At 53.3% G+C, this 18,495-nt stretch carries 15 protein-coding genes; 3 read left to right on the forward strand and 12 right to left on the reverse strand.

From position 1 onward, the window contains the following. The first annotated feature begins 7 nt into the window (after positions 1-7). Positions 8-1,765, forward strand: coding sequence for a RagB/SusD family nutrient uptake outer membrane protein (locus LX66_RS01375; RefSeq protein WP_145710101.1), 1,758 nt, complete (start codon positions 8-10; stop codon positions 1,763-1,765). Positions 1,766-1,943: 178 nt separating this feature from the next. Next, positions 1,944-2,462 (forward strand): hypothetical protein, encoded by a 519-nt coding sequence (locus LX66_RS01380; RefSeq protein ID WP_145710102.1) that lies wholly within the window; start codon positions 1,944-1,946, stop codon positions 2,460-2,462. Here LX66_RS01380 and LX66_RS01385 read toward each other — a convergent pair. The 6 genes from LX66_RS01385 to LX66_RS01410 form a co-directional block, all read right to left on the reverse strand. Then, positions 2,443-3,354 carry a helix-turn-helix domain-containing protein gene (locus LX66_RS01385; protein ID WP_145710103.1) on the reverse strand — a complete coding sequence of 304 codons (912 nt, stop codon included), beginning with the start codon at positions 3,352-3,354 and terminating at the stop codon, positions 2,443-2,445. The two genes, LX66_RS01380 and LX66_RS01385, sit on opposite strands and share 20 nt — an antisense overlap. 35 nt (positions 3,355-3,389) lie before the next feature. Further along, positions 3,390-4,271: an NmrA family NAD(P)-binding protein gene (locus LX66_RS01390; RefSeq protein ID WP_145710104.1), complete on the reverse strand. Its 882-nt coding sequence runs from the start codon at positions 4,269-4,271 to the stop codon at positions 3,390-3,392. A gap of 93 nt (positions 4,272-4,364) precedes the next feature. Beyond that, positions 4,365-4,991, reverse strand: a complete 627-nt coding sequence (locus LX66_RS01395; protein WP_145710105.1) for a hypothetical protein — start codon at positions 4,989-4,991, stop codon at positions 4,365-4,367. Between the two features lie 25 nt (positions 4,992-5,016). Then, positions 5,017-6,291 carry an outer membrane protein assembly factor BamB family protein gene (locus LX66_RS01400; RefSeq protein ID WP_145710106.1) on the reverse strand — a complete coding sequence of 425 codons (1,275 nt, stop codon included), beginning with the start codon at positions 6,289-6,291 and terminating at the stop codon, positions 5,017-5,019. Between the two features lie 118 nt (positions 6,292-6,409). Beyond that, entirely contained in the window at positions 6,410-6,985 is a 576-nt protein-coding gene (locus LX66_RS01405) for a DinB family protein (protein WP_145710107.1), read from the reverse strand. 52 nt (positions 6,986-7,037) lie between these two features. Continuing rightward, positions 7,038-7,571: a Crp/Fnr family transcriptional regulator gene (locus LX66_RS01410; RefSeq protein WP_145710108.1), complete on the reverse strand. Its 534-nt coding sequence runs from the start codon at positions 7,569-7,571 to the stop codon at positions 7,038-7,040. Between the two features lie 131 nt (positions 7,572-7,702). On the opposite strand from LX66_RS01410, the gene LX66_RS01415 reads away from it, so the two are divergent. Further along, the gene (locus tag LX66_RS01415; RefSeq protein WP_145710109.1) at positions 7,703-10,210 is read left to right on the forward strand and encodes a family 43 glycosylhydrolase; all 2,508 of its coding nucleotides are present in this window, start codon (positions 7,703-7,705) and stop codon (positions 10,208-10,210) included. On the opposite strand, the gene LX66_RS01420 is transcribed toward LX66_RS01415, so the two are convergent. The 6 genes from LX66_RS01420 to LX66_RS01445 all read right to left on the reverse strand — a co-directional run bounded on the left by LX66_RS01420 (position 10,193) and on the right by LX66_RS01445 (position 18,482). Continuing rightward, the gene (locus tag LX66_RS01420; protein WP_145710110.1) at positions 10,193-13,612 is read right to left on the reverse strand and encodes a DUF7133 domain-containing protein; all 3,420 of its coding nucleotides are present in this window, start codon (positions 13,610-13,612) and stop codon (positions 10,193-10,195) included. The genes LX66_RS01415 and LX66_RS01420 overlap by 18 nt on opposite strands. A gap of 226 nt (positions 13,613-13,838) precedes the next feature. Continuing rightward, positions 13,839-14,915 carry a spore photoproduct lyase family protein gene (locus tag LX66_RS01425; protein WP_145710111.1) on the reverse strand — a complete coding sequence of 359 codons (1,077 nt, stop codon included), beginning with the start codon at positions 14,913-14,915 and terminating at the stop codon, positions 13,839-13,841. A 108-nt stretch (positions 14,916-15,023) separates the two neighbouring features. Further along, positions 15,024-15,410, reverse strand: coding sequence for an SPW repeat domain-containing protein (locus LX66_RS01430; RefSeq protein WP_145710112.1), 387 nt, complete (start codon positions 15,408-15,410; stop codon positions 15,024-15,026). A 129-nt stretch (positions 15,411-15,539) separates the two neighbouring features. Beyond that, a complete protein-coding gene (locus LX66_RS01435) occupies positions 15,540-16,946 on the reverse strand; it encodes a sensor histidine kinase (protein ID WP_145710113.1) in 1,407 nt (468 codons plus the stop codon). 2 nt (positions 16,947-16,948) lie between these two features. Further along, positions 16,949-17,626 carry a response regulator transcription factor gene (locus tag LX66_RS01440; protein ID WP_145710114.1) on the reverse strand — a complete coding sequence of 226 codons (678 nt, stop codon included), beginning with the start codon at positions 17,624-17,626 and terminating at the stop codon, positions 16,949-16,951. A gap of 4 nt (positions 17,627-17,630) precedes the next feature. Next, positions 17,631-18,482, reverse strand: coding sequence for a hypothetical protein (locus LX66_RS01445; RefSeq protein ID WP_145710115.1), 852 nt, complete (start codon positions 18,480-18,482; stop codon positions 17,631-17,633). Positions 18,483-18,495 lie beyond the last annotated feature (13 nt).

The raw sequence follows: 18,495 nt of genomic DNA on the forward strand, positions 1-18,495 counted from the left end.
TCGAGCTATGACTTCATTGAAACTACATAAAAAACTAGCCGGCGCTTTGCTCTTTGCAAGCCTGGTGAGCTGTACAGACCTGAAAGAACAAGTGATCGACGAGGTGCTGGGCTCCAATAATGCAAATCCTGAAAATGCGCTGGCCGCCGCCTACGGGCAAATGGGCAGCGCCACCTTCGTGGATCACAGCCATGTGTTTGCATTGCAGGAATATTCAACGGATGAAGCCCTGCTGCCTACCCGTGGCAGCGACTGGGGTGACGGCGGCATTTACCGCGCCATCCATGAGTTTACCTGGGGAGCGGATAATTCCGTGGTGACCAGGACCTGGAATGCCCTGAACAGCGGCATCACCCAATCGCTGACCGCTATCAGCAGCATCAACAACAGCCAGAATGTTGCCAACAAAGCCCAACTGCTGGCAGAAGCCAGGGGCCTGCTGGCACTTTACACCTTCCATACGCTGGACCTTTTTGGCCAGGCGCCCTACCGCGATCCCAACGTGGATAATGCTCCGCTGGAAGTACGTCAGGCAGCTACCGCCATCGATGAGCTGATCACGGAAGTGGAATCCTTACTGCCCGACCTGGCTGAGCTGGGCCAGCAGAACACCCACAACGGCAGGTTTACCAGGCAGGCTGCCTATGGCCTGCTGGCGGATATGTACCTGAACCGCGCCGTGTTCAAGGACCGTTACGCTTCCAGCTTCAACTTCAGTGAGCCGGCCGTTAGCGGCAGTGGTACAGATATGGACAAGGTCATTGAATACACTACCCTGCTTATTGAGTCCGGGCAATTCAACCTGGAAAGCAACTATTTCAGGAATTTCGATATTGACAACTCCGGCAGGCAGGAGCTGATCTTTGTAGTAACGCAGGAGATCAATACCCAGCGCAGCAGCGACAATGATTTTGCCTATATGCCGATGGAAAGGATCCAGAAACCCTCGCCGGTGAACCGGGGTACCAACGCTTCCTGCACCACCCCCGAGTTTTACGCGACCTGGGACGGCAACCACGATGATCCGCGTTTCCACCGGCACTACCAGTATGACGACGGTACCTGGTTCATGAACGACGGTACAGACGTAAGCATGCCCGCTACCAGCACCGTAGCCGGCAGCTCACAACCCTGGTTCCACTTCAACCGCGGCCTGATGGCCGGGCAGCAATACGGGCCCAACCTGCTGTCTACCGGCGATTTCGAGCGCACACCGGACGGGCGTATTAAAGTGATCATGCTCTATTGCGAAAAGAACACGACCCTGCCCGTTGATTTTACACCGGCGCTTAATTTTGACAACCCGAGCCAGTCCATTTTCACCCAGGCGCAGATCAACCAGGGTGTGCGGGTCTTCAAATACGAGTTTGACCCGGAAAAGGATAACGGTTCCAGCAATGTAGACATCCCGCTGTACCGGCTGGGAGGCATATACTGCATGCGCGCGGAGGCTTATTTCCGCAAAGGCCAGACCGACCTGGCAATGGCGGATATCAACAAGCTGCGCACTTCCCGGACAAGGGAGGCGCTCTATAACAATGCTCCCGGTGTTGCCATCAGCACGCTTAACGAGCAGACGCTCTACAATGAAATAGGGTTCGAACTGTATTGGGAAATGTACAGGAGAAAGCAGGCTATCCGCTTCGGTAAATACGAGGCCGCCGGCACCGCCAAACCGGTTTCCCAACCTTTCAGGAGGGTTTACCCCATCCCGCAGTCCACGCTGGACGCTTCGGATGCGTTTACCCAGAACCAGGGGTACTAAGCCATATTTAACATCTGATAAAACAAAGCAGCCGTCCCGGAAACGAGGCGGCTGCTTTGTTTTGTATGCATATGTAGACAATTTGTAGACGCTTCGTCGCTGTTCTATAGTCACTGTATAGTCAGCGGAATTGACCTGCTGGCTGGAGCTGCGCATATCTTTGTGAAAAACCATTCTTATGAACGACCGCATCCAGGAGCTTACCGAACTGGTGACCAGACACACAAGATGCGCATGTGTGTATCACAAGCAGGAGCACAGCATTTCATTTAACGAAAGCCGGAGCATCCTGGCATATACGGGCCTGGCCCTCCTGTTCCTGGCCGCCACGCTGGTATCCGCGCTGGCGGATGTGGTGCTGTACATAGGCAGCATGCCGCTGCCCTGGTGGATATACCTTTTCCCGATGATATTCTTCCTTGCGCTGGTATTTATTTCCGGCAACAGGTCGGGCATAACACTGCTACTGCTGGAGCAGGAGCTGCGTAGCGGGAAGCTGCGCATCCCCTTTTCCGCACTGCAGCAGGACCAGCTTTCCCTACAGCGGAACGCCGGCAGCGTTGGAATATGGATACAGCATCCCCAACTCCGGAAGCGCCTGTGCAGCTTTGAGGGGAAAGACGCCGCGCTGGCAGAAAAGTGTTACCACCTGCTGCAGACGCTGGCCCGGGAAAGGGTCAAACGAAGGAATTCCTGAACGCCAGCGGTGAAAAGCTGGTTTTACTCTTGAATAGCTTGCTGAACGACTGGGAATGCTCAAAGCCCAGCTCATACGCTATTTCACTGACTGTGAGGTCCGTAGTGGATAGCTTTTCCTTCGCCTTTGCTATCAGCTTATCGTGGATGTGCTGCTGGGTACTTTGACCGGTCAATACCTTTAGCAATACGCTCAGGTAATTGGGCGATACATTTAACGTATCCGCGATGTATTGCACGGTAGGCAGCCCTTTCCCTGCCAGGTCATCGCGGTTGAAATACTCCGTCAGCACATCTTCCAGGCGGCTGAGTACCTGATGGCTGGCAATTTTCCGGGTGATGAACTGGCGGTGGTAAAACCTTTCCGCATAGGTCAGCAGCAGCTCCAGTTGGGCAATGATCACCTGCTGGCTGAATTTGTCAATATTGGAGCGGTACTCCTGCTCAATGCTTTGTATGATGCCGGTAATCGTTGCTTCTTCCTTCTCCGAAAGGTGCAGGGCTTCGCTGATGGAATAGCTGAAGTACTCGTATTGCTTTATTTTTTTGGCCAGCGGTGTATTCCATAAAAAATCGGGATGTACGATCAGCAGGTACCCTTCATGCTTCAAAGCTTCATCCACGTCAATGGTAAGCACCTGCCCCGGCGCCATGAAGCTCATAATGCCTCCGTCAAAATCATATTCCTGCTGGCCGTACTTCAGCTTACCGTTAAAATTCCTTTTCAGCGCGATGGTATAGAAATTCAGGAGGATACTTTTCGGCTTATCCTCCAGGTCTTTAATAGACTCAAATTTTATTACACTGATCAACGGATGCTCCGGGCTGGGCAGCTCCTTGAGTTGATGGTATTCCGTGACTGTTTTAACACTAAATGGCTGTGCGTGTTTCATTATCCTTAAGATAGCGCTTAAAATCGAAACAGGAATCAATCGCCCTTTTTAAAAGCAGCGGCAAATTCCTTTGCAAAATCTTCCAATTTTACCTTGCCCATGGCGATAGGCTCATGCAGCTCATACAGCCTGCCGCTATGCAGGCTGGCGCCCAGCTCCACCACATTGGCTATAATGTGCGCAGGCACTCCCCGCTGCTCCATGCTGTTTTTCAACTGTTCATCGGTAAAAATTTTCCATTGCAGGTCCGGCTTGCCAATAGCAGCGCCCAGTACATGCGCCACTTCGCTGGCAGTATGCTCGTCGCTTACAACGTAGCGCAACCGCTGGCCGGCAGCAGGAGCGCTCAGCTCTTCCGCAGCGGCGGCAGCAATATCTGCAGGGGCCACCAACAGCAGCTTGTCATGGCCGCCATAATTCGAGCCAATAAAACCCAGCTCTTTTATCATATCCATAAAGTTGTAGAGATTATAATAAAAGTAGCCGGCGCGGAGATGGGTAACGGCTACGTCCGGCAGCGCGTTCAGCATGCCTTCTACAAAATAAGATCCGCGTATGAACCCGGTGCCCTTGTCCAGGTGCGCGCCGTAACTGCTGAGATGCACTACCCGTTTGATACCCGACTGCTGAATAGCTTGTACATAGTGGCCGCCGATCCTGCGGTAATATGCTGCCTGGTCAGCCTCGGCAAAGTTAGGCGGCACCATGGCAAACAGGGCATCGGCCCCTGTAAAGACGGATACCAGGAAATCGACATCTTCCAGCGAGCCAATAGCAGCGCTGGCGCCCAGGACCTCAATGTCCTTTTGTTTTTCCGGCCTGCTGCTGATCACGGTTACGGTATGGCCTCTTTTTACCAGCTCTCTGGTCAGGGGCTGGCTGACGTTCCCTACTGAACCTGTTACGATAATTTTCATGTCCGTTGTTTTTTATGTGCAAAGCTCCGCAACGGCAGGAAACTATCTGTAGCCGAATCTATGGTTGTTGTAGTTAAAACATGGATGGAATCATCAAATGTCCAGGTCAAGATCCTGTACCAGTTCTTCGAGCCGGTACCGGTCCTCCAGCACGGTGCTGTAGATCCACCGGTAATGATCCTGCTGCCAGAACTTGATCACCTGCCAGGCTTTTAACTCCCCCAGCAACTGCTGCAGAGCCTTAAACTCCAGGTAACATATGATAATGTGGTAATAGGTATCCGTTATTCCTCCGCTCCCTTCCGGGAAACGGGCGGGGGGATCCGGGTACAGGGCCTTTAAGCGCTCATAGGCGGCCTGTTTGGAAGGGTGGCTGTCTATAAACCAGTGTAGCTGCTCATGGATAAAAGTGGCCAACAGCAATTCGTCGTCTTTTATATGGCGGGTGTTGAGGGTGAGCACAGGATGGCTATGCGGCACTACTTTGCGGCCGCCGGCTATCGTTATTTTCTTTGTAAATATCCATTTCGCTACGTTATGCTCAGCTATGAGCCGCAGCAACTGATCGCGGGTAAGCTGCTCCCGCTGGTCATTATTCTGCAGATGTACATCCAGCCGGGCCTGCGGCTCCTGCGCGTAAGACGGGAGTGCCAGCATCACCAGCAAGGATAAGGCCCATAGCTTTTGCAGCGGGGCAGAGTGATTCAAATTATTACGCATGATATATCTTTTCCGGCGCCGCCGTTCAGTCCGGCCGGAATGCAAACAGGGCGCCGTTAAATGAAGGTACGTATATGTTCCCCTCCGGTCCCAGGGTTGTACCCACCGTAAAAATGGTAACACCCGGCAGCGGCTCCCGGTCGAGTATTTCGCCGGTCAGCACATTTACCACCACCAGATCATTTTGGAACCGGCCGCGCCCCGATGCCACAGTACAATAAGCCAGCTTACCGCCTGCCTGTGTGGCCACACCGCGGTTATGCAGGCTGTCGCACTGCCATACCAGTTCCGCATGCGCTCCCAGATCTTTTATGCATAGCAGCCGCGCGCCATTGGCGCCTGCCGGCATAATATATCCGTCCGGCGAGGTGGACTGGCTGCCGCCTGGCTCAAACCCGATCTCATATTTCCAGATAATATGGCCGGTACCGGCATCCAGCGCATACAGGAAACCGGCATTGTCATTTACATACACCCGGCTGCCGTTGGCGGCAATGTCCGGGCTGGAAGCGCTGCCGCCCGGCAGGGCGCTGTTCTCCCATACCATTGTTACAGTGGGCACCGGCTGTTCCGTATACTGCATGGCCCGCAAGGCGGCACTGGCCGTGCCGGGCTTCCAGTAAGTAAAATAAAAACGTCCGTTCTGCTGGTCAAAAGCGAGCGTATTGGCGCAGGGGCAGGCTTCAGTGCCTTTCATGCAGGCAACCGGGTCAAACCCTGCATCCGGCATGTTTCCTGGCGACAGGTCCCATCCGCCTATCAGCGGCTGCCCGGTTTTCCGGTCCAGCACATATACTTTCCCGATATGGGTAATAAAGATCAGCCTGCCGGTTTGGGTGAACTGTGCAGACAGCGGGAAACCTGTTATCGGCGTTTCCCAGAGCAAAGCGCCCTTTCCATCAAAGGCGTGCATGGCCTCATTGTCTGCAAGGTAAATATGGCCCTCCCGGTCCAGCAGCGCTGAAGATGCCACGGCAAACCTATTCACTTCCTCTGTGCACCAAAGTGTTTCACCGGTCCGGGCGTCCAGGGCATAGAGATGGCATCCCTTGCCGCTGGTGGTTACAAATACTTTACCATCCCGGCTGGTAGTGGCCCCCAGGTTGATCCGGCCGTCGAACTTTCGTTGCCAGGCGGGCGTTATTTTCCCCGGTCCGTTGAAAGGGGCGCAGTCGGAATTCCGGCCATCAGCATGCACGGCAGACCAGCCGGGGCCATAAGCGGTACCGCTCTGCCGGCTGCTGATGCATCCCGCCAACAGCAGCACGGCCAGGAGGAGGCAGAAAAACTGTTTCATCATCTGAGGGTGCTTTTACAGGCAGGGCAAATGTAAACCGGCGCCAGGCTCCGGCAGCACAAACGCCCGGTGAAAAGGATAAATTGAAGGGCGAACGGCCTGCCGGGCCGGCCTACCGGCATCACCCGGTTGCGAAAGCGGTCATGGCTGCCATCTCCCCCCATATCCTTTTCACCTGCTGCATATGCCGCTCGTTGTGATAAACCACTACCCGGAAAGTATCCCCCAACTTTAACCGGACCCACCCGGTAATGCTGATACCGGTCTTTACCCGGTTCAGGCTCACGCCTGCGGCGCGCTGCAGCAGCTCCAGCATATGGTCCTGCTGGTGAAGAAATGTGTCCAGCACGCGCATGTCCAGGTCCTTATAAATAGGGTTCATGTTTTTGAACGTTTGCATCCTGTTCAGCTTTCCCTTCGGCAACATACTATTGGCAAAATAGTTCCCTATAAAACCGGGGGTGAACTGTTCATCCGGCCGGGTCTTCGTAGCCTGGATACGTTTTTCTATTTCCGGCAGGTAAAAACGGCCGTACAGGTTCAGGTGCTCCAGGCATTCCAGTATATTCCAGCTTTGGACGGAGGCTCTCCAGGCAAGCTCCTCTTCTTTCCTGTCCCTGAGCAGTTCCACGGCCGCTTTATGCTGGCGGGTAAGCGCCGACAGCTCCGCGATCAATTGTGCTGATGCAATAGCCATACTTTTTGCCTGCAAAATTCCCGGTTTCCTGCTACACAGATATTGACCGGGATCAAGACTTTTTCAGGCGGGATAGTGTTTCAGGGGTCATTCTTAAATAATTGGCGATATACTTGTGTGGTATCTGCTGGAACAATTGCGGGCTCCTTTTCAATACCCGTTCATACCTTTCGCGCGGAGCGCTGATCAACAGGTCTTTTTCCCGTTCGATTTGCTGCAGCACCAGGTTCTCCAGCACCGCTACCCAGGTATGGAGGTTGGCTTCACTGGCACGGATGAAGTCGAGGAAGGCCTGCTTTGTAATAACCTTTAAACTTGTTTTTTTAATGGCCTGCATATAAAATTCAGAAGGCCGCCCGGATAAGAAGGAGTCCAGCGAAACAATGATATTGTCCTTATAGCCAAAACGGATGATCCGTTCTTCATCGCCATCCAACACAAAGATCCGCAGGCTCCCGCTCTCAATGAAATAGATGTTCGTATCAACGGTGCCGTTAATCTTCAGCAACTCATTCCGGGCAACGGTGATTGCTTTCCCGGGTAGCTCGCCCTGTTTTATTTTCAGGATAATGTCTGCTGTCTTCATATAAATAAGATGAGACGATGGATGCTAAATATACCGGTAATTTGACCTAATTTGAATAAATAATGATCCGTTGTGAATAGCCGGCCCGGCCGCCACATATTAAATTTATCTTGTTTACAACCCTTACTGTTATGAAAAACGCCTTTACACTGCACCCGATACTCCTGCTCGCGCTGCTCCTAACCTTTATCCCCGTTACCTACGCCCAGGTTACCAACCCCCGCACCCTTGACCAGGAATGGGGAGAATATGGCATCGGTGATCCCTACATCCTGAAGTTCAGGGGCAAATACTACCTGTACTGCAGCACGCGCGACGACCAGAGCGGCGTAAAATGCTGGAGCAGTTGGGACCTGGCCAACTGGACCTATGAAGGGCTGTGCGTGCCCGCCTCCGTTACCACCACCAAAGGCGCCTACGCCCCGGAAGTGATCTACTGGAACGGCACCTTCTATATGTATACCTCGCCGGCGGGCAACGGGCACTACGTTCTGTCCGCCAGCAGCCCTACCGGCCCTTTTTCCGTGCAAACAGGCAACCTGGGCTACAGCATCGACGGCTCCGTATTTATTGACGATAACGCCCAGCTATATTTTACTTATGCCGGTGGCAGCGGCATCCGGGGCGCTGCCATGAGCAGCCCGCTGTCCATCGGCACCGGGAGCACTATCAGCGGCACCTCGCTCAATGGCTGGACAGAAGGCTCTACCCTCTTCAAGCGCAACGGCGTGTATTATCTCACCTATTGCGGCAACCATGTTTTCAGCAGCGGCTACCGGGTGGTGTATGGCACCGCTGCCGCCCCGCTGGGCAGCTATACCGCGGGCGCCAATAACCCGGTGGTACTGAACACGGAAGGTGCCTTCTTTGGCCTGGGGCATAGCGGCTCCGTCATCGGACCCGACCTGGATACCTGGTTCATTGCCTACCACAACCTGCTGGGGCCCAGCAGCATTGTAGGCCCTAACCGCAAACTGAACATTGACCCCATGGGTTTTAACGGGAGCCAACTGCTGGTGTACGGCCCTACCAACTGGGCGCAGCCCGCCCCTGCATTGCCCGCCTTTTACGATCGTTTTGACCGCACCGCTATCGGCAGCAACTGGACCAATATCAATGGCGGCAACTGGGGTATCTACAACCAGGAGCTGCTATGGCAGGATAATAAAGCCACCCAGCAATGGTACCGGCAGGTGAGCACGGCCGCCACCGCAGCCAACTATACCGCAGAATTCAACCTCAAGGAAATGAGCCGGGGCGGTACCGATGCGCGCTTTGGAGCCGTATTTTCCTATGTCGATGAAAACACCTTCGGCTCCGCCCTGCTGAGCAGCTACGATAATACGCTGGAAACAGATATCAAAGTAAACGGTGTATCCATTGGCGTGAGCGCCGTGCCGCTGCCGCCCGGATGGGATTATCAAAAGTGGCACGTGATACGCGTGGAAAAGGAAGGCACAACGTTCCGCATCTACGTGGATGGCATGCTCAAATCCGCCCGCACCGCCAATATTACGGCCGGCGGAAAGATCGGCGTAACTACCTACCATGACCATGCCGATTTCGGGTATACGGCCTTCAGCAACCACGTAAACGGCAGCGGGGTGTTCAGTTTTCATAAACCGGTGCCGGGCGTCATCCCCGCCGTGCATTACAATGAAGGCGGGGAGGGCGTGGGCTACCATGACCTGAGCAGCGCCAACATAGGCGGCAAATACCGGGCGGACCGGGTGGATATACGCGACTGTGAAGAAGGCGGGCAAAACATCGGCTGGAACCAGACCGGGGAATGGTACCAGTATAACGTGAACGTACAATCGACCGGGCCCTATCACCTGGGCCTGCGCTATGCCACTACTTTCACGGCCTGTAAGCTGCGCGTCTACTGCGATGGCGCAGACGTTTCCGGCATCGTGTCCATCCCGGCTACCGGTAGCTGGTCCGCCTGGCGCACGGCTGTTCTTAAAAATCTAAACCTGCCGGCCGGCTACCATACCATCCGCCTGGAAACCGTGGAAGGAGAATTTGATTTTGCCGCCCTGCGGTTTGAATCCGGCGCTGCTACCTTGCCCAATGGGTCGGACAATTTTGATTCCGGCAGCTTTTCCGGCCTGTGGAATTACAGCAACGGCAATTATACCATTAGCTCCGGCCGGGCCGGCATTGATGGTTTTGGCAAGCGGACCATGGGGGATGTGGGCTGGACGGATTACACGGTGGAAGCGGATGTGCAATGCCCCTCCTCCGGCAATGGCGGCCTGGTGTTTCGCGTGCGCAACCCGGCTGCAGCGCAGTTCGGCACCTCCGACGCCCTCAGCTCCGATTATTTCCAGGGGTATTATGCCGGTATAGAAGCGGGGGGTATTGTACTGGGCAAACAAAATTACAACTGGGCGCAGCTTTCCCGGAATAATCAGCCGCTTACTCCCGGCCAGTTCTATCATCTCAGGGCGGTAGTAAGCGGCGCTAATATCAAGGTATACCTGGACGACATGCTCACGCCGGTGATCGACTATACGGACCCTTCACCCATCATCAGCGGCAAAGCGGGTATCCGTACGCATGCGGCCAATATGTCTTTTGATAATTTCAACATATCGCCAGGAACGGGCGTGGCCATATCAGCTATCCTCTTTTAACCCGGCCAGGAAGCTCACCACATCACGGATCTCCTTTTTGGAGAGCAACGCTTTCATATCCGGCATGCTGGAGAGGGCATATGTTTTCTTCGTGATCTCGCCGGCGGGAATGAAGCGGTCCGGCCCCGAACCGTCTTTTATGCTCAGGCCGGATTTGCTTTCCCCGGCCAGTACGCCGGTGAGCTTTTCCCCGTTCTTCAGCTCCAGCGTCACCATGCCAAAGCCCGGCGCCAGGCGGGCGCTGGGCGTGATCAGCGCTTCGAGTATCTGTTGCCGTGATATCCGGCCAGCCACGCCATTCAGGCGCGGGCCGGCATTGCCTCCACGGTCGTCGAATGCATGGCACCGCATACATTGTGCGTTCTCATTGCGGAAGAACACCTGCCTGCCCCGCTCCGGATCGCCGCCCTGCAGGCAACTGGCATAAGACGCCAGCACATCGCCGGACGCCACTTTGCTGCTGATCTCCTTATAGCGGGCCTGCAACTGCGGAGCGCGGGCGCTGTCAATGGCCTCACCCAGCTCCAGGTAAATACCGGCGCCCAGTTTGCCGGCCGCCATTTTATTCAGCAGGTCCTCCAGCACCGGCTGCGAATTGGCCAGCGGCAGCTTGCCCAGGGTGAGCACGGCGGCCTGCTGCTCCTCCAGGGTTTTGGAGGCGATCACGTCCGCCAGCAGGTTTACCATTACGGCTTTGGGAATGTCCAGTTGCTCCAGCAGCTCCAACCCGGTTACCCTTACTGTTTTTTCTTTGTCCGACAACGCCAGCCGGATGGCAGGCTCCACCTGCGGTCCTTTCAGCGCAGCCAACGCCTTTAATGCTTCCGCACGCATGGCTGCTTCCCGGTCATTCTTCAGTACAGCCAGCAGCGGCTCCGCAGCAGCTTTTATATTGAGCTTGTGAATGGCTTTTGCAGCGCTGAGCCTTACGGGCAGCGCTTTATCGGTCAACAGGCCGGTCAGCGCAGTAGCAGATACATTTACCAATTGGGTGGCGTTCCGCTGAACAGGTCCCCGCAGCCGACCGTCCACGCGGTCCAGCACAGATGGTTTGGCCCATACGCTCACTACATCCACCACTTCCGCCCTCATGGCGGCCGGGCCGCCCGCGTGCTGCGCGTAACGGATCAGCCGCTGCAAAGCCGTATCCGTACCTACCCGCAGGTTGGCATTGATCACGCGCCGCAGCAATGCTTCGTTGGTGAAACGGGTATTATCCAGCAAAGCAGCCAGCGCGGGCAGGGCTCCTTCAATGGAAAGATCGTCGTTGATGGCGCGGGCCGCTTCCGTTACTACAAATTCATCGGGATCGTTGAGGAAATTGGCAATACCCGGGTGCTGCATTCTCCTGAGCGTTACTACCCCTGCTACCCTTAAAGCACGGGAAGGGCTGGCGGACAGCGCTACCACCGGCTCCGCTTTCCCGATGCGCGCTAATGCCAGGCAGCCTGCATGCCGCAGGTAGGCATCCGCATCGTTGTTGTCTGCCAGCATGGCGATGATAGCAGCTACTGCCGGCTCATATTTTATTCTTCCCAGCGCTTCCGCTGCAAAAAAGCGGGCGCGGCTGGCCGTATCTTTTAATAAAGGGATCAATGCCGGACCGGCATCTACGTAGCGGATATCGCCCAGCCATTTTGCTGCCTGCGCCCTCATCTCCGGATCGCTGTCTTTCAGCACCTGGACAATGGCGGCCGCATATTGCTTATCCTGGCGGCCCAGTTGGGCCAGGCCCCAGATGGCGTGTACCCGCGCCAGTTGGTTATCCCTTTGCGCCAGCGCCTGCCGGAAGATCTCCGCGCCTTTTTCCTTCCGCTTTACCAGCTCAAACTGCGCCTTCATTCTTACCCGCATATCCGGGTTCTTCAGCATGCCGCCCAGCGCGGCTTCTTCATACTCCGATAGGTCGGCCGCCAGGATGGACCTGATCTCTTTACGTATCCCGGCAAGGGCCTCCGCTTTGTCATCCAGCTTCCAGATGCGCCCGTATTTATGCGTATCCCATCCGTCGATCCAGTCTGCTACGTACAGTGCGCCGTCCGGGCCAAAATCCATACCGGTGGCCAGTACCCCGCTCAGTATCTTCTTATGCTCGCCCAGCTCAAAGGTGGCGCCTTTAGGCGTCAGCCGGAAACTGTGCACGCCTGAATTGGAGGGATTGCCTACAAACTCCGCTACAAAGAAAGTGTTCCGGTAAGCAGGGCCCAGGGCGGTGCCGGGGTTATATACAAAACCGGCGGGCCCGCTCACAAAATTGCTGATGCAGGGCGTGATATAAGCAGCCTGTCCTTCAAAACGGGGCAGGTACATTTTTTCGTCCATCCATACTTTATAGGTGTTGTTGTCCGGGTCCCGGTACTTGCCATATTGCCAGTTGCTGCGCCAGCCGGCGTCTGATCCGTTCACGATGTACACCAGTCGCTCTTTTTCCCCGGGATGATCGCCGTCATTGTCTTCGCTGATCAGGTTCCCGTATTCATCAAATGCAAACTCGTGGGTATTGCGCAACCCGTATGCAAATATCTCGAAGTCGCTGCCATCGGGATTGGAGCGGGCAATTACGCCGCTGTTGGGATGCGACCATTGCTTTCCGTCCGGGCCTTTGCCATTAAAACCGATGTCGCCGATCTGCCAGTAGATCCTGCCGTCAGGCCCCATCTCCACGCCGGACATACCATGACCACTAAAGCCGATGTGCACGCCGTAGCCATGCGAGATGGAGGTCTTCTCATCAGCGATCCCGTCGCCGTTCCGGTCCTTCATCCGCCACAGGTCCGGCGCTATCGCCACATACAGGTCATCGCCCTCGCTCAATACGCCTCCTGCCACATCGCTCACCTCATCATGGAAATCATCCACCACCAGTTGCGACAGGTCGGCTACGCCGTCGCCGTTCAGGTCTTCCATGCGGTACACCTGGTCCGTTTCCACGGTGAGATCCCGCCAATCGTGGGAGCTGTCGCCGTTCATATCTTCCAGCCAGCGGTTCCGCTCACTGTTCCCGGGAGAAAGTTCTTTATGGAGAAAAGCGCGCCGGTCCTCCACGGTCTGCAGGCTGATGGAAGGTATCTCCCAGTCGCGGTGGCCGCGGATATCGAACTCGGAATGGTTCTGGCGGTTGGTAGTAGTGTAATACAGCTTTCCATGATCGTCAATATCAATGGCGATCGGGGAAATCACCAGCGAGTCAATACCCCATAGTGTAAGGGATAGCCCTTCGGCCAGCTCCGGTTTCATCGCTGCTTCTATAGCAGCGGCAATTTGTGCGGTTTTCGTGGAATCCATCTGTTTGATCCGCTTGTCCGTGGCTTGTTGCCGGCATGCCGGCAATACCAGTGCCAGGCACCCGGTTAGCAGCAGGACATAATTGATCTTTTCAGGCAGTGCAGTCTGTCTTTTCATCTAGTGTAATTGAATATGGGTTGCGCAGAAAGATAGCCTAAAAAAGATTAGGATCAAAGCAGGTATACGGGTAACTTATACTTCAGGCGTCTTCCCCCTTCAGTTCCGGAGATTTCATCAATCGGCGAAAGCACCCTGAGTGGTACCCGGGAAAGTTAAGCAGATGGCTCCAGCAAGCAGGATACCGTCGGGAATTAATTTGTAATAGCAGCCATGCCACCAGGTGTTAAAAGGCATAGCGGATATTGCAGTAGGGCAGCCGCCGGTGTACCATCTCCACCAGCGTCCTTACCAGGGCGGCTTTCAGCCCTCTTTTGTACCGTACATTCCTTCCGCCGGTCTCGCTGTATTTAAATTCCTGCAGGGCCGGTACCCACAGCAGTTCCTCCGCCCTGGGATGCCATCCCATATTCACTTCATGCAGGTGTTCGTTATGGGTAAGAAAAATGATCTCGCAGGTAAGTTGCTGCCTCGTCCTGGCATCCAGCTTGTCATCCAGTTCTGTAAAAAGATCTTTCCAGTCAGCTTCCCATCCTTCATAGTAAATGACCGGGGAGAAATTAACATTTACCTCATACCCGGCAGCGGTATAATCATTCATAGCATCTATCCGGTCAGATATGGAAGTAGTGCGCACATCTACCAGCTTGCTCAGCTTATGAGGCATTAAACTAAACCGGATGCGTGTTTTCCCCTGCGGATCATAAGCCAGCATATCCCGGTTAATAAACTTTGTTGCAAAAGTGAGCTTGGCATTGGGAATCCTTTTGAAAAGGTTCATCAGATCCTTTATGTTGTCACATAAGGCTGCATCAGCGGAACAATCTCCGTTTTCCCCGATCTCATATACCCAGTACAGGGGGTCAACGGCGTCCGGCAGGGTTTTAGGCCCCTGCTTTTTTGCATGCCTTTCCAGGTACCCCATTATTTGCTCTATGTTTACGAACAAGGTAATAGGGTTTGCATATCCTTTCCGGCGGGGCACATAGCAGTAAGCACATGACATGGTACAGCCATTGGATTCCGAGGGAGATATAAAATTCGAGCTGCGGCTATTGGGCCGGCAGCTTAAAGATTTTTTCACGCCCAGGATCAGCACATTCCTTTTTATCTTCAGCCAGTTTTCAACTGCTCCATGAAACCCATGAAGGGAAGGGATTTTCCAGTGTGAGGGTACCTCGATCAGCTTTGCATCCGGGAATCTGTCCAATATCTCCTGACCGCGCTTATACTGAGGTACGGCGGGCTCCAGCCAGATTTCCTTTATATCGACAAGATCATGAATTGTTCTGGAATAGAACATGAGGTTACCTTTACTCCGGGATTTCCTGCCCTTAACTTCCAGGCAATAACATTATAAAAGGCATCCCCATTTATGATGCCTTTTAAGTTCCTTTACATGCTGTCCTGCCTAAGAAGTTGCGACCTTACCGGTGCGTCTTTCTCTTTCCGTTGCGGGTACCCGCCTGGTCATAATTGCTACGCCTATTTCGAGTATACCTACAATTACATGCGGCTCCCATATATAGTCCGCATAGTTAAACAGCCAGGGAGAAACCGCCAGGAAGAGGCCACCTATTACATCCAAGGTAAGGTGTGTACGCATAGAGATCATACGCGCCATTCCAAGCTCATAATCAGTCATCAGGCTGTACAAAATTATGACGGCGCCTAATATTATCGGCACCCAGGATTCGGCACCACCCCTGTAAAACCCCAATATCCATGGTGCTGCAATCAGCAATACGCCCACGATATAATCTATATATCCATGAGCCCTGGTTCCTATAAATTTCATAACCGGAAGATTTGGTACAATAAATAAGCGTTACATAAGTTGTGCCACCTATTGATGAAAACTGCTAAAAGGCTGGCAGCCAGGAGGAGTGTAGAGCGCACTACACGGTTAGCGCAATAACAGTCCCCTTTAAAACTTGCTGAATCCGTTATAAGCACCCAAGGCGCGGTCTCCTTCAGACAGGCTTGCTTCCTGACCAGGATCAGGGCCTGCTGCTGCCATTCCTTCCGGGAAGATGAGGGTAAACAACGTACCTACCCCTACGCTCGAGGCCACTTCGATCTTTATGCCATGATACCGGGCGATCGTTCGCACAATGCAAAGCCCCAGGCCATACCCTTCATTCTCCTTTCTTTCCACTTTTTTAAACCGGTTGAAGATAGCATCTATTTCATTTTCCGGTATCCCGATGCCTGTATCCTTTATTAGCAACCGGTATGGCTTTTCCGGTATAAGCTGATCATAGACGATAATGCTGCCTGCCGGTTTGTTATACCGGATGGCATTATTGAGAAGATTATAGATCAGTTGAAAGATCAGGTCGTGGTTCAGTCCGCGCAATATCACATTTCCCGAAAGCTGGAGGTTAAAATGCAGCCGTTGCTCCTGCAGACGATGCCCCAGTTCGTCTACCACTTCCTGCAGCAGGGTCCGCAGTGGAAAGCTGTCCGCTTTGGGGAACTGATCATTTTCTATGCGTGAGATCAGTAGCAGTGAATGTATAATCTTTTTAAGGCGGTTAAGTGTTTTCATCATGTCCATAACCCTCTTCTGTAATACCTCGGGAAGCGTTTCCTCCATCATCAGGTTCTCCATCTTACTCTGCAGGATGCTGACGGGAGTCATTAATTCATGCGAGGCATTGGAAGTAAACTCTCTTTCTTTCTCGAATGCCTCCCTTATTTTGCCCATCAATTCCGTAAGGGAATCATCCAGGTACCTGAAGTCGGTGGTAGACGTTTGAACAGGCCGCATTGTTTCCCTGAAGGGAAAGCGCGTGTTTAAAAGCCTGTTCCTGATAATTACGCCCAGGGGACGCAGCAGCAAACGGGTAAAGACCAGGTCTATTACAATGGTGCTAACAATCAACCCGATCAGCACATACAGGGCCACCCTTTGCAGCGGCTGGTTATACTGACCGATAGTAGCGGTTGTCTTACCTACTTCCAGCATGTACCTGTTGTTGTTATAATTAAAGGTGTGGCTAAGCACCCTGTAGGTCAGCGTGTCCTTTTCCACCACACGGCGCAGGGTAGCAATGGTATCGGGCACAATAACCCTTCCCGCGGGCTCAAGGGAGATGTACTCTTCCTTCAGCATGGTATAGCTGCCGTAGCTCGGTTCCCCCTGCAGATATGCTTCTATGCCGTTCTGCCGGATCACCTCCATCGCTTTTTTCTTTTGCTCGTTCAGGTAGTAGTCGTTATACTGATAGGCGACCCTGTTTACCAGAAAAGGCAGCAGCCACACGAAAAGTATCACGATCGCCAGTTTCGAGAGCGTGATAAACAGTGTCAGTTTGGTAAATAGCTTCATATTCAGATCTTAACTTTATAACCCACACTGCGAACCGTGTGGAGCCATTCTACCGAAGCGTAGGCGGACAACTTTTTACGGATGTTTTTTATATGCACATCGATATAGTTGGAATCATAGTCATCATCGGAAAAATTACCCCAGATATGCTCGCTCAGTTGCATTCTTGTCAGCGGCCTGTTTTTGTGAAGCAAGAGGTAGCTTAGCAGGTCAAACTCCTTCCGGGAGAGCTCTATTTCGGTTTCACCCGCATAAAGCACCAGTCTTTTGTTCAGGTCTACCCTGAAATCACCCAATACAACAATGGAATCCGGCAGACCAAATTTTCGCCGGGCTACTGCCTGCATTCTTGATTGTAGTTCCAGCAAAGAAAAGGGTTTGGGCAGGTAGTCATCAGCCCCCAGGTCCAGCCCTTTGATCCGATCCTCCAACTGTCCCCTGGCCGACAGTATTATATAAGCTGCATCCGGGCAGTTCTTCTTAGCCTCCTGCAACAGCAGCAACCCGTCCTTATCAGGCAGGCCGAGATCCAGCAGGATAAAATCGTACTGGTTCTCTTCCATTTTTTCTAATCCCTGTTTCGCAGTGTAAGCCAGGTCGCATAAATAAAATGTTTTTTTCAGAAAGGCCTCCATTTCAGAGGCCATTCCCTTTTCATCTTCTACAATCAGGACTTTCATATCATCAGAACTGGTAATAAAAACTGAAATCAAGGAATGAATTTAACTTCCCTGCTCCTGTTTCCGCCCTGGGTCCCAGCAGGGAAAGCTGGCATGCCGCTTCCAGCATATAATGCGCCCGGTTGTAGGCTAAAGGTACCCGGAGGTTATAGGAAAGCAGGTTAAACTTTGTAGTGCTGGCGGCAGATCCATTCTCCATGCCCGCAATTCCCCCGATGTCAGGCAACGGGACTCCAAGAATACTGTCCCGGAGTAGTTTTTCGGTAACGTAGGTCTGGTAAAAACGCTGGGTACCGCCTGTTACTGCTATTGATGGGGTGAGCGTGACAATGTCCTTTCCTTTAAAGATACTACCCAGGCTAATCAGTTTCTCGGTACCGATCGTCACAAATACATCCTGCTGTCTGCCAAAATTATAGTCTACGTCCAGTGCTGTGCTCATCCAGTACTCATATTTAAGGGAGGCGCTGGCGTTATCGGGGTTGGCAGCCTGCAGGAAAGGAGAATGGGAAGGATAAAAGGTATGGCTGTAACCAAGATCCGCCGTCAGTTTTTTACCCAGGTTGAATACTATACCTGCGCCCGCGCTGCTGGCGGATGCAAAGGTACCGGAATCATTCAGCAGCCGGTAGCCCGCAGCGGTAAAATAAATTCCGGAGCGAAACCGGAGCGCGGCGCTCGCTGCCAGGTAAGGCATGCTCTCCGCAGCCTTCTGTCCATAATAGTTGGCATTATTGGTATAAGTGGCGCCTATCGTAAAGGTAGTCTTCTTTTTATCAGCCGTTGTACTGTCCGATTGCGAAAATGCGGGAAGAGCACTGACGCCTGCCAAAAAAAACGTTAGAATATACTTCATGCTTAATTACTTT

Origin of the sequence: Chitinophaga japonensis (assembly GCF_007830125.1) — a bacterium.
Taxonomy (GTDB): Bacteria; Bacteroidota; Bacteroidia; order Chitinophagales; family Chitinophagaceae; genus Chitinophaga; species Chitinophaga japonensis.

Excerpts from the sequence above, each read along its gene's own strand:
- LX66_RS01430 (WP_145710112.1), bottom strand. The coding sequence starts at position 15,410 with ATGAAATTTATAGGAACCAGGGCTCATGGATATATAGATTATATCGTG.
- LX66_RS01445 (WP_145710115.1), bottom strand. The coding sequence starts at position 18,482 with ATGAAGTATATTCTAACGTTTTTTTTGGCAGGCGTCAGTGCTCTTCCC.
- LX66_RS01400 (WP_145710106.1), bottom strand. The coding sequence starts at position 6,291 with ATGATGAAACAGTTTTTCTGCCTCCTCCTGGCCGTGCTGCTGTTGGCG.
- LX66_RS01435 (WP_145710113.1), bottom strand. The coding sequence starts at position 16,946 with ATGAAGCTATTTACCAAACTGACACTGTTTATCACGCTCTCGAAACTG.
- LX66_RS01380 (WP_145710102.1), top strand. The coding sequence starts at position 1,944 with ATGAACGACCGCATCCAGGAGCTTACCGAACTGGTGACCAGACACACA.
- LX66_RS01375 (WP_145710101.1), top strand. The coding sequence starts at position 8 with ATGACTTCATTGAAACTACATAAAAAACTAGCCGGCGCTTTGCTCTTT.
- LX66_RS01425 (WP_145710111.1), bottom strand. The coding sequence starts at position 14,915 with ATGTTCTATTCCAGAACAATTCATGATCTTGTCGATATAAAGGAAATC.
- LX66_RS01415 (WP_145710109.1), top strand. The coding sequence starts at position 7,703 with ATGAAAAACGCCTTTACACTGCACCCGATACTCCTGCTCGCGCTGCTC.
- LX66_RS01420 (WP_145710110.1), bottom strand. The coding sequence starts at position 13,612 with ATGAAAAGACAGACTGCACTGCCTGAAAAGATCAATTATGTCCTGCTG.
- LX66_RS01395 (WP_145710105.1), bottom strand. The coding sequence starts at position 4,991 with ATGCGTAATAATTTGAATCACTCTGCCCCGCTGCAAAAGCTATGGGCC.
- LX66_RS01410 (WP_145710108.1), bottom strand. The coding sequence starts at position 7,571 with ATGAAGACAGCAGACATTATCCTGAAAATAAAACAGGGCGAGCTACCC.
- LX66_RS01405 (WP_145710107.1), bottom strand. The coding sequence starts at position 6,985 with ATGGCTATTGCATCAGCACAATTGATCGCGGAGCTGTCGGCGCTTACC.
- LX66_RS01440 (WP_145710114.1), bottom strand. The coding sequence starts at position 17,626 with ATGAAAGTCCTGATTGTAGAAGATGAAAAGGGAATGGCCTCTGAAATG.
- LX66_RS01390 (WP_145710104.1), bottom strand. The coding sequence starts at position 4,271 with ATGAAAATTATCGTAACAGGTTCAGTAGGGAACGTCAGCCAGCCCCTG.
- LX66_RS01385 (WP_145710103.1), bottom strand. The coding sequence starts at position 3,354 with ATGAAACACGCACAGCCATTTAGTGTTAAAACAGTCACGGAATACCAT.